The sequence below is a fragment of the Streptomyces sp. NPDC058289 genome, from assembly GCF_042880975.1.
Taxonomy (GTDB): domain Bacteria; phylum Actinomycetota; class Actinomycetes; order Streptomycetales; family Streptomycetaceae; genus Streptomyces; species Streptomyces stoeckheimensis.
This window is the reverse complement of sequence record NZ_JBHVYI010000147.1, coordinates 1-13,634: the sequence shown is the minus strand read 5'-3', so window position 1 is coordinate 13,634 and position 13,634 is coordinate 1. Positions and strand designations below refer to the sequence as shown.

The 13,634-nt window shown below is 71.6% G+C and carries 11 protein-coding genes and 1 pseudogene; 2 read left to right on the top strand and 10 right to left on the bottom strand.

All coding sequences use genetic code 11. The annotated features are described in order from the left end of the window. Window positions 1-37: 37 nt before the first annotated feature. The 3 genes from ACFVX6_RS38915 to ACFVX6_RS38905 all read right to left on the bottom strand — a co-directional run bounded on the left by ACFVX6_RS38915 (window position 38) and on the right by ACFVX6_RS38905 (window position 3,566). Complete coding sequence (locus ACFVX6_RS38915) at window positions 38-1,696, bottom strand: hypothetical protein (RefSeq protein ID WP_389699319.1); 1,659 nt, start codon at window positions 1,694-1,696, stop codon at window positions 38-40. A 112-nt stretch (window positions 1,697-1,808) separates the two neighbouring features. Further along, a complete protein-coding gene (locus tag ACFVX6_RS38910; RefSeq protein WP_389699318.1) occupies window positions 1,809-2,798 on the bottom strand; it encodes a VanW family protein in 990 nt (329 codons plus the stop codon). Window positions 2,799-2,948: 150 nt separating this feature from the next. Further along, window positions 2,949-3,566 (bottom strand): LysE family translocator, encoded by a 618-nt coding sequence (locus ACFVX6_RS38905; RefSeq protein WP_389699321.1) that lies wholly within the window; start codon window positions 3,564-3,566, stop codon window positions 2,949-2,951. Between the two features lie 97 nt (window positions 3,567-3,663). Between ACFVX6_RS38905 and ACFVX6_RS38900 the strand changes: the two genes are divergently transcribed. After that, window positions 3,664-4,188: a CGNR zinc finger domain-containing protein gene (locus tag ACFVX6_RS38900; protein WP_389699317.1), complete on the top strand. Its 525-nt coding sequence runs from the start codon at window positions 3,664-3,666 to the stop codon at window positions 4,186-4,188. A gap of 35 nt (window positions 4,189-4,223) precedes the next feature. Here ACFVX6_RS38900 and ACFVX6_RS38895 read toward each other — a convergent pair whose 3' ends face one another. The 5 genes from ACFVX6_RS38895 to ACFVX6_RS38875 form a co-directional block, all read right to left on the bottom strand. Further along, a complete protein-coding gene (locus tag ACFVX6_RS38895; protein WP_389699316.1) occupies window positions 4,224-5,471 on the bottom strand; it encodes an MFS transporter in 1,248 nt (415 codons plus the stop codon). After that, window positions 5,468-6,862, bottom strand: coding sequence for a GH1 family beta-glucosidase (locus tag ACFVX6_RS38890; protein ID WP_389699315.1), 1,395 nt, complete (start codon window positions 6,860-6,862; stop codon window positions 5,468-5,470). Before ACFVX6_RS38890 ends, ACFVX6_RS38895 begins: the two co-directional genes overlap by 4 nt. 79 nt (window positions 6,863-6,941) lie before the next feature. Further along, on the bottom strand, window positions 6,942-7,508 hold the full coding sequence (locus ACFVX6_RS38885) for a DUF305 domain-containing protein (RefSeq protein ID WP_389699314.1): 567 nt from the start codon (window positions 7,506-7,508) through the stop codon (window positions 6,942-6,944). After that, window positions 7,484-8,854 carry a DUF1996 domain-containing protein gene (locus tag ACFVX6_RS38880; RefSeq protein WP_389699313.1) on the bottom strand — a complete coding sequence of 457 codons (1,371 nt, stop codon included), beginning with the start codon at window positions 8,852-8,854 and terminating at the stop codon, window positions 7,484-7,486. Before ACFVX6_RS38880 ends, ACFVX6_RS38885 begins: the two co-directional genes overlap by 25 nt. Before the next feature lie 99 nt (window positions 8,855-8,953). After that, entirely contained in the window at window positions 8,954-10,672 is a 1,719-nt protein-coding gene (locus ACFVX6_RS38875) for a discoidin domain-containing protein (RefSeq protein ID WP_389699312.1), read from the bottom strand. A gap of 374 nt (window positions 10,673-11,046) precedes the next feature. Here ACFVX6_RS38875 and ACFVX6_RS38870 point away from each other — a divergent pair, with 374 nt between their 5' ends. Beyond that, window positions 11,047-12,039, top strand: coding sequence for a LacI family DNA-binding transcriptional regulator (locus tag ACFVX6_RS38870; RefSeq protein WP_389699311.1), 993 nt, complete (start codon window positions 11,047-11,049; stop codon window positions 12,037-12,039). 41 nt (window positions 12,040-12,080) lie between these two features. On the opposite strand, the gene ACFVX6_RS38865 is transcribed toward ACFVX6_RS38870, so the two are convergent. After that, window positions 12,081-12,431 carry a DUF3471 domain-containing protein gene (locus tag ACFVX6_RS38865; protein WP_389699320.1) on the bottom strand — a complete coding sequence of 117 codons (351 nt, stop codon included), beginning with the start codon at window positions 12,429-12,431 and terminating at the stop codon, window positions 12,081-12,083. Window positions 12,432-12,518: 87 nt separating this feature from the next. Beyond that, window positions 12,519-13,601, bottom strand: a pseudogene (locus ACFVX6_RS38860) (serine hydrolase domain-containing protein); the annotation flags it as partial. Window positions 13,602-13,634 lie beyond the last annotated feature (33 nt).

The following is a 13,634-nucleotide window of genomic DNA, read 5'->3' as shown; positions in this document are numbered from 1 at the left end:
GCGTGACGGCCGGTCCCGGAGCGCCGGTGGAGCGAGGTCAGTTGGTCTCGTAGTAGCCGAAGATGTCGACGATCAGGTCCGTGGGCTCCCACCCCTGGTTCCAGAAGTCGACGATGCCGTTGTTCCCGGAGCTCGCCTGCGCGAGATTGGGGACGGTGGCGCCCTTGGTCCAGTTCAAGGTCGAGGACACGGGGCGCTCGGGCCAGACGTTCGTGCCGTTCTCGTAGTCCGCCGCCGAGTTCGGGTCCGGAGCGACTGAGAGGAAGCCGGGGCCGCGCGTGTTGGTGACCGTGGTGTTCAGTACGTAGCCGGCGACGCCGGGCACGCCGGGGGAGAGGGGGACGGCGTAGTAGCCGCGGGCGCCGGCCGGGCCGTCGGAGTTCGCGGCACGGGTGTCGAGGACCCGGCCCGGCTCGTTGAGCGTCATGAGGGAGCCGGCGCTGTCGATGCCGTAGTTGCCGACCAGGTCGATGACGACGTCGGTGGGCTGCCAGGCTCCGTTGCGGATGGTCACGGATCCGTCGGCGGCGACCGGCACGATCACCGAGTTGGCGACCGTCTGGCCGCCCAGGAAGTTCAAGTTCGAGGTGGTGGGCACCGGCTGGTCGCTCGGGTAGGCCGTCAGGTGGCCCGCATCCCGCGGGTTGGTGACGGTCACGTTGAGTGCGACGGCAGTGTAGAGACCCCGCGGGAACTGGATCTTGAACGATCCCTGACCGGCGACCTGGCCCCGCTTACCGCCCCGGCCGATGCCCTCGCGGGTGTCGACGACGCGGACCGGCGTGCTCGGGGTGTAGCCGCTGGCCTGCGTGCGGCTGAAGTAGCCGGTGACGTCCGCGATCAGGTCGATCGAGTCCCAGCCACCGTTGTACAGCTCCACGTAGCCGTCCTTGCCGACCGGCACGATCACCAGGTTCGGCACCGTCTGGCCGGGCGCGAAGTTGAGGTTCGACGTGGCCGGCCGCTCGCGGCCCGAGGCGAAGGCGATCACGTGGCCGCCGCTCCGGGCGTTGGTGACGGTGACGTTCAGGGCCACCGCGGTGACCCCGGCCGGGATCGTGCCGTTACCGGCCACCTTCACCCGGACGCTCTTGTACGCGGGCACCTTGGCCCGGCTGCCACCGATGGCGCTACGGGTGTCCAGGAGACGGGTGGGACCGTACGGGGTGAAGTCCGAGCCCGCGGCCAGGAGCGGCAGCTCGTTGACGATCTCGGCCTGGTTCACGGGGTCGGTCACCGTGATCTTGGCCTGGTGTTCACCGGCCTCCGCGTAGACGTGCTCGGACGTCAGCACCTCGTCGCCGAAGGCTTCGGCCCGGTCGGAGGTCCCGTCGCCCCAGTCGATGACGACGTTGAGCGAGACGTCCGCGCTCCCGATCGTGGTGACCAGCCGGAACCCGTGCGCCGACGTGGCCTCGGCACCCAGGACGACCGACAGGCCCGGGTTCCCGTCGGCGGACTGCAGCGCCGAGGCCTTCTTCCCGGCGGCGGGCAGCGTCCGCCGCACCGCATTGCCGGCCGGGCTGGCGAACTTCTGGAGTCCGGCCTGACCGGCCTTCTTCACGTCGAACCCGGGCGCGGCCACCCCCTGGGCGCCCGGCGACACCGGATCGGCGGCGTGGGCCGCACCCGGTACGAAACCAACGCCGGCCGCGGCGATGGCGACGGCTGACACTACGAGTCGGCGATTGCGCACCGGTCCCCCTTTTTCTTCACACCCTCGGTCTTGTCAGGGGGTGTGACATGCGACCGGCCCCGAGGGTTGTACGCATCTCCGGACCGATTCCGGGGTCAGCGGCCGTAGGCGCTCAGGACGCGGAAGGGGAGGCGTCGCCCGACGCGGAGGGGAAGGCAGACGCGGAAGGGGAGGCAGACGTGGAAGGGGCGGCCGAAGAGCCGGGAGCCGCCGGGGTCGCCTGGGTCGCGCCGGTGGTCGGGGCCGTCGCGCCGGGCGTGGCCGTGGGGGATTCCGGTGCGCAGACGATCTCGTCGCGCGGGGTGTAGTGCGTACGGAACGTCTCGCGGCCGACCTCGTGGCCGCCCCGGACGAAGACGCGGTCTACGGAGACGTCGAACCCCTCCAGCGGGGTCTGCGGCTCGCAGGTGGGGCCGGTGACGGTGCGCTTCACCGGCGGCGTGACGTGGGTGCGGGGGCCCTTGGTGGCACGGATCTCGTCGTACTGCTTCGTTCCGAGCAGGGTGACGGTCACCGAGTTGGCGGTGGACGAGGCCCGGACGGTCACGGGGTGTCCCGAGTCGTTCTGCCAGCGCAGGTCGAGGGTGCCCCAGGCGACGGTGGCCTCGCGGCCTTCCGGGTACCGCTCGATGTAGAAGGAGTGCGCCCCGTGCTCCACCGGCTTCAGGCCCGCGAAGAACATGGCGTTGTACATGGTCGTCGCGACCGCGGAGACCCCGCCGCCGGGGGATTTCACGTAACGGCCGTCGTTGATCATGATGCCGTCGACGAAGCCGTTCTCCACGGTCCGCTCGCCCACCGCCTGGTTGAAGCTCCAGATGTCGCCCTGCTCGACGACGGCCCCGTTGATCAGCTCCACGGCGCGCGCGATGTTGTGCGTGCGGTAGGGCGCGGCGGGATAGGCGACGGTGAAGGTGGAGAGGACCTGCTGCCCGACGGCCGCCGGGGCGGCTGCCGTGGGCTCGGCGGTCCGGTCCGGGGTGGGCGTACCCGCTGCTGCCGCGGCACCGGCGGAGAAGCCGCCGAGGCCGAGCACGGCGGCCGTGCCGGCCGATATCAGGGCGATCCGCGTGGTGGCCGTACGGCCGTGGGCGCGTCGCATGTCTCTCCCTGTCGCTTCGGAATCCGAACCACACAAGCTTGGTCTAAATCGGACCAAAAGGGTGAGAAATGTGCCGGGTCTCACCATACGGGGGCCGCAGACGGGTCCGCCCCCGGGCGCCCATCGGTGCCCACCGGCGCCTGGGGGCGGTCAGGCTCGGGCTCGAGCAGGCACCTCGCGGACGAGGAGAAGGGCCACGGCGCCCAGGAGCGTGCCGGTGATGCGGCGTTGCACGGTGGCCCAGCTCGGGCGTTGCCCGAGGAAGGTGGCGATGGCGCCGGCGGCGATGACGATCAGGGCGTTGACGGTCAGGCTCACCGCGATCTGGACCGACCCGAGGGTCAGGCCCTGCGCGGTCGGATGCCCGCGGTGCGGGTCGACGAACTGCGGGATCAAGGTCAGGTACATGATCGCGGCCTTCGGGTTGAGCAGGTTCGTCACCAGCCCCATCCGGAAGAGCCGGGCCGGGCTGTCACGGGGAACGTCACGGACATCGAACATGCCTCGCCCTCCGGGGCGCAGGGCCTGCCAGGCGAGGTGGGCCAGATAGAGGACGCCGGCGGCTTTGAAGCCGATGAACAGCCAGGGCACGGCGACGAACACGACTGCGAGGCCGAGGTTGCCCATCAACATGTAGCCGACGAAGCCGACGCCGGTGCCGGCCAGGGAGACGAGCCCGGCGGTGCGCCCCTGGCTGATGCTGCGCGACACGAGGTAGATCATGTTGGGGCCGGGGGTCAGCGCCATGACCAGCCCGGTGAGCGCCATCCCGAGGACGGACACACCGGACACGGGTGAGGACAACGAGGTCACGGGTGAGGACAGCGAGGTGAAGGGCATGCCCTCACCCTGCTGTAATGGCCTTATGCATCTCAACCCTTACGGCGAGTATGCCGTGCTCCTTGCCCGTTCCCTGGCCGACGACTGGCCCGACACCCGGGCCGGGATCATCGAGCGGACCCGCGAGTTCGGCATGACGATGCCCTTCCCCGAGCGGCCCGACGACCACGCCCGCTGTCGGGCGGTGCTCGATGACTGGATCCGGGTCGTCGACGCCCCTGACCCGAACGAGCGGGCGGCGATCCTCAACGAGCAGATGGCCGCCGCGACTGCATATCCACGCCTGACCGACCACAACGGCGAGGGCTGGCACCTGCACTATCGCGACGTCGACGACGACCTGGCACGAGTCCTGCACGCCGTGTTCAGCGTCGGCACCGCACTGCACCTGACGACTCGTGGCGCGCACCGCCTCGGCCGGTGCGCGGCCCGGCCCTGTACGAACATCGTCGTCGACACCTCGCGGAACGGCACCCAGCGGTACTGCTCACCACGGTGCGGCAGCCGCGACGCCGTTCGTCGGCACCGCGCTCGTCAGCGCGAGCGGTGACGGCTCGCCCCGTGACCGGGCGCCATGGAGTACGTCTACGGAACCGAGCGGATCCGCCGGACCAGCAGTGATCCCGCCACGGCGAGACCACCCGCCAGCGCGTACAGGGCCGTGTACCCGCCGAGGTGGGTGACGACCGGGGCGGCGATCACCGGGGCCAGCACCTGCGGCAGCGCGTTGGCGATGTTGATGACGCCCAGGTCCCTGCCCCGGTCCTCGGCGGTCGGCAGCACGTCCGTGAGCAGGGCGAAGTCCACAGCCGTGTACACGCCGAAGCCGAGGCCCAGGACGAGCGAGGCGACGACCGCGCCGGTCCAGGTCTGCCAGACGGCGAGCAGCAACGTGGCCGCGGCGATGACCAGCCCCGAGCGGATGACGTAGGACTTCCGGCGGCCGCTGCGGTCGGACCGGATGCCGCTGATCACCACGGTGGAGAGCAGGGTGAGGGCGTTGAGCGCGGTGAGGATCAGGACGCCGGTGTCCGCGTCGCCCCGGTAGTGCACCGCGTCGGTGAGGTAGTAGAGCAGGTACATCGTGCTGATGGAGTACGAGAGGTTCATCAGGAACCGGGTCAGCCAGGCCCAGCCGAAGTCGGGATGGCGGCGCGGGTCGATCCAGAAGCCGGTCAGGAAGCCGCGCCACCGGAAGGCCGGCCGGGCGGCGGGGGCGAGCACCGAGTCCCGCCGCATCAGGACGTACGGCACGGCCGCGAGCACCGAGAAGGCCGCGCAGGCCAGATAGCCGGCGGTGATCCCGCCCGCGACCGTGGCCAGCGCCGTGCCCACCAGGATCCCGATGACCTGGGAGACGCCGAGCCAGCCGCCCACCAGCCCGCGCTGCCGGACCGGGACCTGGTCGGGGACGGCCGCGGTGAGTGCGGCGAAGGCGGCGTTGAGGGCGAGCTGCACCAGGCACCAGCCCGCGATCACCACCGCGACGCTCTGCGCGAGCCCGAGGACCACCAGGCCGGCCGCCCCGCCCGTCACCCCGGCGACCACCCAGGGGATCCGGCGGCCCGCGCGCGCCGTCGTACGGTCGGACAGCGCTCCGAAGACGGGATTGGCGACCATCGAGACGGCCGCCCCCAGCCCCGTCACCAGAGCGAGGGTGGACGCCTTGTTCTCCGGGGTGAGGAACTCGGCCTGGCGTGCCAGCAGCAGCTGGAGCGGGCCGAACCAGCCGACCCACACCCCGAGGTTGGCGAGGGACAGTGCGCTCACCCACCGGCCGCCGGGCGGCGTGGCGGTCTCCTGCGCCGCGGCGGCCTTCGGCCCGGCGGTCACCTGCCGCTCTTGATCAGGTCGCGGTACCAGGCGTACGACTCCTTCGGGGTCCGGGCGAGGGTCTCGTAGTCCACGTGGACCAGGCCGAACCGCTGCCGGTAGCCCTCCGCCCATTCGAAGTTGTCGAGGATCGACCAGATGAAGTAGCCGCGGACGTCGGCCCCCTCGGCCATCGCCTCGTGCAGGGCCCGCACGTGGCCCTCGTGGTACGCGATCCGGCGGGCGTCCTCGATCCGGCCCGTGCCCGGGTCCGGCCCGTCCCCGTACGAGCAGCCGTTCTCGGTGATGTACAGCGGCGGCAGCCGGTCCCCGTAACGCTCCCGCAGGGTGGCGAGCAGTTCGCGCAGCCCGTCCGGCACCACCGGCCAGTCGAAGTCGGTCCGCTCGTACCCCTCGATCTCCCGGATGCCGAAGGGGAGGCCGGAGGGGATCTCGATCCCGCCGAAGGCGGAGGCGCCGGACGGGGTGGGGGCGCCGACGAGCATCGGGTTGTAGTAGTTGACCCCGTACCAGTCCAGCGGTGCCGAGATCGTCTCGAGGTCCTCGGCCACCGGGCCGGGCAGCAGGGACTCCAGGCCGTCCGGGTAGGCGCCGGTCAGGATCGGGTCGGCGAAGAGACGGTTGGTGAGGGTGTCGTACAACGCGGCGGCGGCCCGGTCCTCCTCGCTGTCGCCGGCGGCCCACACGGGGCTGTGCGAGGCGGCTATGCCGATGTGGCGGGCGCCCGCCGCGCGCAGGGCCTGTACGCCCAGACCGTGGGCCAGGAGCTGGTGGTGGGCGGCGGGCAGGGCGTCGAAGACGAGCTGCTTGCCCGGAGCGTGCTCGCCGAGGCCGTACCCCAGGAGGGTCACCTCGGCGGGCTCGTTGATCGTGATCCACATCGGTACGCGGTCGGCGAGCCGCTCCGCGACCACCGAGGCGTACGCCGCGAACCTCTCGGCGGTGTCGCGCTCCAGCCAGCCGCCCCGCTCCTCCAAGGCGAGCGGGGTGTCCCAGTGGAAGAGCGTGGGGACCGGATCGATCCCCGCGGCGCACAGCTCGTCGACGAGCCGGTCGTAGAAGTCCAGCCCCGCGCGGTTCACGGCGCCGTGCCCGTCGGGCAGGACCCGGGACCAGGAGACGGAGAAGCGGTAGGCGTCCACGCCCAGTCCGCCCATCAGGGCCACGTCCTCGCGGTAGCGGCGGTAGTGGTCGGTGGCCACCTCCGCGTGCGAGCCGTCCTTGACGCGCCCCGCCTCCCGGGTGAAGGCATCCCAGGAGGAGGGCCCCCGGCCGTCGGCGGTGGGGGAGCCCTCGATCTGGAACGCGGAGGCGGAGACACCCCAGCGGAAGGCGGCCGGGAACCGTGGCAGGGGCGGCACGGGCGGCGCGGGCGGTACGGACGCTGTCATGCGGACTCGCTTCGGTCGGGGACGTTCACGGCACTTTCGGGTCCCCGGACCCACCCTGTCAATGGAAAGTGAACAATTCTCAACTTTTGCCGGAGCGCGCCGCATCGAGCAGGGCGAGCTCCTCCGACCCCGCCTCTTCCAGCTCCCCGGCGAGCTCCCGCGCCTCCCCGGCCCCGCCCGAGGCGCGTTCGCCCGAGCAGAGCAGGAGGGACTGCGCGAGATGGGCGCGCAGGGCGGCGGCGAAGACCCGGTCGAACTCCTCACCTGACAGCGCTCCGGCCCTGCGCAGGGTGTCGGCGGACACCATGCCCGGCATGTCGTGCCCCTCGTGCGGGCGGGTGTCGGGCGCCGCGGACAGTGCCAAGAGCCCCCGAAGCCGCGTGAGTTCGGCCTCCTGTCGGCCCGCCGCCCGCTCCGCGAACCGCACCAGCGCCGGATCCCCGGCCCGCCCCGGCGCCAGGCCGGTCAGCAGCCGGGCCCGCTCGTCCATGGGGATCATCAGCTGGATCCAGGCGATGTCGGTGGCGTTGAAGGCCGCCGCCCGCGGCGTCCCGGCCACCGGCTGCGCGCTGCAGCCGGTGACCAGGAGCGCCGCGAGCAGCACCCACACGGGCCGCCGGGTCAGAACGTACCGGCGGAGTTGCACTTGGCGCTCTGCACGACGCAGTCCTTCACGCGCTGCCCCAGGGCCGCGTCCTCCCAGGCGTTGAAGAAGTCGCCGTGGATGGAGGAGGCCATGCCCGAGGACAGCGAGAGGCCGTCCGGGCTGCCGCCGGTCGGGTAGCCGATCACGAAGGACACGGAGGGAATGGCCACCGGATAGGCGCCCCCGCACGCCCCGTTGGAGGTGGTGAAGGACACGTGCGACTTGTGGTCGGGGCTGTCGAGGTGCTTGCCGTCCCAGCAGTCGGGGAAGACGAGCTGGTACACGAGCTTGGCCTTCGGCGCGCACACCGGCCAGTTTCCGTCGGAGCTGCGGCCTATCTCGCCGCCTTCGCCCGCGCACCAGAACTGGTTCACCGAGCCGGCCGGAGTGGGCACCTGCGACTTGGCGTTGCCCGCGATCATCCGGAACCCCTGGGGGAACGGCACCGTCGCCGTGGGGTCGGGCAGCCGGGACCCGTAATAGACGATCATGCCCTCGGGTTCCACGGCCTTCCCGTGCTCGTAGAGGGTCGGAATCCAGTAGCTGGACAGGTCCTTGGCGGGGGTGCAGCTCGTCGCGGTGTGCGAGGCCAGGGACTCCGCCGTGGAGAAGGCGTCCGTGCTGCGGTTGCCGAAGAAGCTGTGCATGTGGGACGCGCCGGGCAGGCCCGGGGCCACGATCGGGTCGTCGGGCTTGGAATGGCTGTAGACGCAGGTGGCGTTGAACTCCGGCACCCGGACGGCGTTCGCGGGCACCGACGCGGGGGTCATCGCGCGGAACCCGGCCAGTTGCGCGTCCCACTTCGACTGGTCGACCTTCACCCATCCTGGCGAGGAACCGGCCGCGAACGAGAACCAGTTGACGTTCACGAAGTTCCCGGCCCCGCTGCTGCGCAGGACCGCGAACACCGACTGGGGACCCGCCGGATGCGCGGCGACATCGGCGGTCCGCGTCGCCCAGCTCTGCCAGCCCCCGGTGGCGGTGATCTCGAACTGCGCGAGAAGCGGGCCCGTGACGGACCCGGTGCGCAGTTCGACGGCGCCGGGTCCTCCGATCGCGGAGGCCACCCGGGCCGAGACGGTCAGCGGGCCGGAGGCGCCCAGGTCGACGTTGTCGAAGCGCATCCAGTCGCCGTTGGCGAGGTACGCGGCGTTCTGGCCGCCGCCCGTGTCGCCGGTGGCTTCGAGCTCTACGCCGGACTGCGCCGCGTACGCCTCGGCCTGGACGAGGACGGTGTCGGCGGCCCGGGCGGGGGCGCTGGTCACCGTGGCTCCGAGGCTCGCGGCCAAGGCGGTGGCCAGGGCGCCCGCGAGGAGGGCGTGGAGCGTGAACCGGGGTTTTCGCATGACGGATCCTTGCCTGTCGGTGGGGTTGGGGGGAGGCGGAACGGAGGAAGGGGGCCACCCGGCGGCGGTGACGCGGGCAGCCCCCTGCCGGTCACTGGGTCACTGGTAGACGCGCACGTAATCGACGAGCATCCGGGCCGGGAACGGGGTGGTGGCGTCCGTCGGACCGGGCCAGTCACCGCCCACCGCGAGGTTGAGGATCATGTAGTGGGGGTGGTCGAAGACCCATGGTCCGCGGGTGCGTTCCACCTGCTCCTTGTCGAGCGTGAAGACGGTCCGCCCGTCCAGGCCGTAGACGATGCCCTTGCTGTTCCAGTCGGCGGTCCAGACGTGGTAGTCGTCGGAGAAGTCCGCGTCCTGAGGCAGCTTGTACGGGCCGCCGATCCCGCCGCCGCCGTTGTACGCGGGGGCGTGGACGGTGGAGTACGAGGTCTTCACGTCCTTGCCGAGGATTTCCATGATGTCGATCTCCCCGTTGTACGGCCACGGCCGCCCGGTCAGGAAGTCGCCGCCCATCATCCAGAACGCCGGCCACAACCCGTTGCCCTTGGGGACCTTGATCCGGGCCTCGACGCGTCCGTACGTGAACTGGAACGTGGCCCCGGTGTTCATCCGCGCGGAGGTGTACTGGCAGGTGGTGCTGCCGGTCAGCGGGTCGGGCGGGCAGCCCTGGCCCGGCGTGGCCTCCTTGCGGGCCTCCATGACGAGGTGGCCCGCGCCGTCCGTCGCGGCGTTCCGGTGATCGGTGTAGTACTCCAGCTCTCCGTTCTGCCCGGTGCCCGGGTCCGCCCGCCACTTGGCCGCGTCGGGCTTGCCGGCCGCGGGGCCGTCGAACTCGTCGCTCCACACCAGCCGCGGCGGGTTCGCGGGGTCCGGCGGGAGCGGCGGGGGAGTCACCGGCGCGCCGCCGGTGCCGTACACCTGGAACTCCCACAGGGAGTATCCGTACGGGGTCGCCCGCTCGGTGCCGTACATCCGCACGTACCGCCCGGAGCCCGAGACGGTCAGGGTCTGCTTGAAGCCCGTGCCCGCCGTCGTGGAGTAGACCGGGGTCCAGGCGTTCCCGTCCGGGGAGACCTGGATCTGGAAGGACTTGGCGTAGGCCGGGTCCCACTGGAGGACCACCTTGTGGATCTGCGCTGGTGCGCCGAGGTCCACGGAGATCCAGCCGGGATCCGTCCAGCCGGTGGCGGGGCTGGTGGCCCAGCGGGAGGCGGGGTCGCGGTCGAAGGCCCTGGCCGGGGTGCACTCCCAGCAGTTCCCGTCGGCCTGCGAGGAGGAGGCCGCGCCCGTCCTGCCGTACGAGAGGAGCACGTCACCGCCGCCGTCGCCGGTGCCGGGGGTGCCGTAGACCTGGAACTCCCAGAGGGAGTAGCCGTATCCGGTGGCGCGCTGGGTCCCGTACATCCGTACGTAGCGGCCGGTGCCGGAGACGGTCAGGTTCTGGGTGCCGCCGGCGCCGGCGGTCGTCCCGAAGACCGTGGTCCAGTTCGCGGCGTCGTTCGAGACCTGGATCTGGAAGACCTTGGCGTACGCGGCCTCCCAGCTGAGGGAGACCCGGGTGATCGTGGCCGCGGACCCCAGGTCCACCTGGATCCACTGCGGGTCCGTGAAGGCGCTGGACCAGCGGGTACCGGCGTTCCCGTCGACGGCGCTCGCGGGGCTGTAGCCGGGCTCGCTGCCGGAGACGGTGACGGATCTGCCCTGCGACAGCAGGGTTTCGGCGGCGCGGGCGGGGGAGGCGGGGAGGGTGCTGAAGGTGAGCAGGGTGAACGCGACGGCGAGAAGTAAGCCGAGGCGGCGCAGCGACGGAGGCACGGCGGCTCCTGGAAACGAGGGGGGAGGGAGGCGGGGAGGAGGGGCGGAGAAGAAGTGGGGGAGCGCTCCCTGAGGGGTGAGGATGGGGCGGCCCCCCAGGGCTGTCAAGGTGTCCCGTCATCGGGCGGACATATGGGCGGCCCCGTTTCGTCCAGTGATGGAGCGCTCTCTCAGAGCCCGCGCACCCCGCGGTGATCCGTGCTGACCAGGCAGGATCCCGCGCAGGTGACCAACCCGCCTCCGACAGCAGGAAACACCCTTGGAAACAGGGACTGTTGACAGTCGATCAGGCTCCGGTCCACCATCGCCGGAGAACGCTCCCCGCGGACCGTCGGTCCGACCCGGCGGCGCGCCGCCGAACGGAACGGGCCGGTATGAGAAGACCCACGCTGGAAGTGGTCGCCGCCCGCGCGGGCGTGTCCCGATCGAGCGTCTCCCGCGTCGTCAACGGGGAGGCCACGGTCGCGCCCGAGATCCGCGAGGTCGTCATGCGGGCCGTCCGCGAACTGGGCTACGTGCCCAACGCCGCCGCCCGCAACCTCGTCACCCGCCGGACCCACGCGGTGGCCGTGGTCGTCTCCGACCCTCCCCAGGGCGTGGTCTCCGACGACCCCCTCTTCTCCACCGTGGTCCGCGCCGTCAGCAGGGAACTGGAGGCCGCCGGAAAACAGGTCGTGCTCATGCTCGCCGAATCCGACCGGAGCCGGGCCCGCGTCGAGGAGTACGTGGCCGGCGGACACGTGGACGGCGTCATGCTCGTCGCCCTGCACGGCACGGATCCCCTGCCCGCCGCCCTGGCCAGGACGGGCCTGCCGGTCGCCTCGTTCAACCGCACCTGCGCGCAGGACGTGCCGTACGTGGAACTGGACAACGCGGCCGGCGCCGCGCTCGCCGTACGCCACCTCCTGGAACGGGGACGGCGCCGCATCGCCACCATCACCGGACCACTGGACCTCTTCGAGTCCCGCGAGCGCCTCGACGGCTACCGCGCCGCCCTGCGCGACACCGGCCGCCGGTCCATCGTGGCGCTGGGCGATTTCACCCGGGCCTCCGGAGCCGAGGCCATGCGGCAGCTCCTGGAGGACGACCCGGAGCTGGACGCGGTGTTCGCGGCCAACGACCTGATGGCCATCGGAGCCCTGCGGACCCTGCGGCAGGTGGGCCTGCGGGTCCCCGAGGACGTGGCCGTCGTCGGCTTCGACGACATCGAGGCCGCCGCCTACACCGTCCCCGCCCTCACCTCCGTACGCAGCCCCATGGCCGATCAGGCCACGGCCACCGTGCGGCTGCTCCTGGGCCTGATCGAGGGCGGCTCCAGGGACCGGGTGGTCATGCCGAACGACCTAGTGGTCCGCGAATCGTCCTGAGGGAGCGCTCCCCGAGGCCCGGCGGGGTCGGTGGCGGGACCCTAGCTGCCCTTCTCGAAGGTGCCGAGGCCGTTGGCGTCCAGGTACTCCACCCGCAGCCTGCCGTCGGTGAAGGTCACCCCGGTGCGGCCGATGGCGTTCTCGCCGACGGTCTCGAAGCTGAAGGTGTCCCCGTCGTAGTGGGTGAGGGGGAAGGCCATCGGCTTCGGTCCCAGGTGCAGCACCAGCCCGCCGCCCGGGCCGGCCGTGACGGTGGCCCGCCCGTAGAACGGGTTGGTGTACGTACCGGTGTACGCGCTGTCCGCGCGGGCCGGCTTCGGGTCCGCGGGCGGCTTGGCGAAGTCCGTCTTCGAGCGGCCCTCGCCGAGCTGCTGCTTGTAGGCCTCGCCCACCACGGGCAGCCAGTCCCGGCTGGGCTTGCCGAACTCGGCGGTGTCGAAGAAATTGAGGGCGACGGTGTCGGGGAGACCCGTGGGGGCGCCGTTGGTGAGCACCACGATGGCGAGCTTTTCGGCGGGGATCAGGGTGACGTTGGTGTTGGTGCCGAGCGCGAAGGCACCGGCGTGGCTCAGGCGCAGGCGGCCGTGGTCGTCGTAGCGCACGTTCCAGCCCAGGCCGTAGTAGCCGGGCTGGGTGTTCGGTTCGGCGGGCGGCTGGCTGATGCTGTGCGGGAGGTGGGTCTCGGCCAGGCCGGCGCTGTCGATGACCTACTTGCCGTCGATCTTTCCGCCGCCCAGCTGGAGTTGCAGCCAGCGGGCCATGTCCCGGGCGTTGGAGCTGACGCCGCCGGCCGCGGTCTGCGCGTCGGCGTCGCGGACGTAGCGCGGCTTCCAGGTGCCGTCGTCGGCCTTGACGTGGGTGAGGGCGCGGTCGGCCGCCTTCTCGTAATCGCGGAAGCGGGAGCTGGTGTGCGTCATCCCGGCAGGCTTGTACAGCAGGTCTTCGGAGAGCTTGTCCCAGGGCACGCCCTTGGCCTTGGCGACGGCCTCGGCGGCCGTGGTGAAGCCGAAGTTGGTGTACGCGTAGCTGGTGCGGAACGGGCTGAGGGGCTCGTAGCGCAGGTGCGACAGGATGTACGACTGGTCGTAGCCCAGGTCCTCGAGGAGGTCGCCCGAGTGATCCGGCAGGCCCGAGCGGTGCGAGAGCAGGTCGGCCGCCGTGACGTGCGAGCTGACCCACGGGTCCTTGAGGGTGACGCCCTTGAGCGGGTCGTCGAAGTCGTCGGCGCCGAGGGCCTGTGCCAGCACGGTGGAGGCCACCGCTTTGGAGACCGAGGCGAGCTGGAAGACGGTGTCCGGGCCGACCTTGTCGCCCGGGGCATCGGTGCTGCGGACACCGAAGCCCTTGAGGTAGACGACCTTGTCGTCGTGGACCACGGCCACGGAGACGCCGGGCACCCCGGTGCGCCGCATGCCGTCCTGCACCTGTGAGTCCAGCGTGTCCAGGGCCCTCGCCACGTCGAAGCCACCGGGGCTCGGCGACGGCGCGGCGGCAACGGTCCCGGCCGCCAGAGCGAGCCCGGCGACCACGGTCAGCCCCCTCCGCGTGCTGCGGCGTCGCATACGTCCATTTAACGCCGGCCCCGCCTCGGGCGC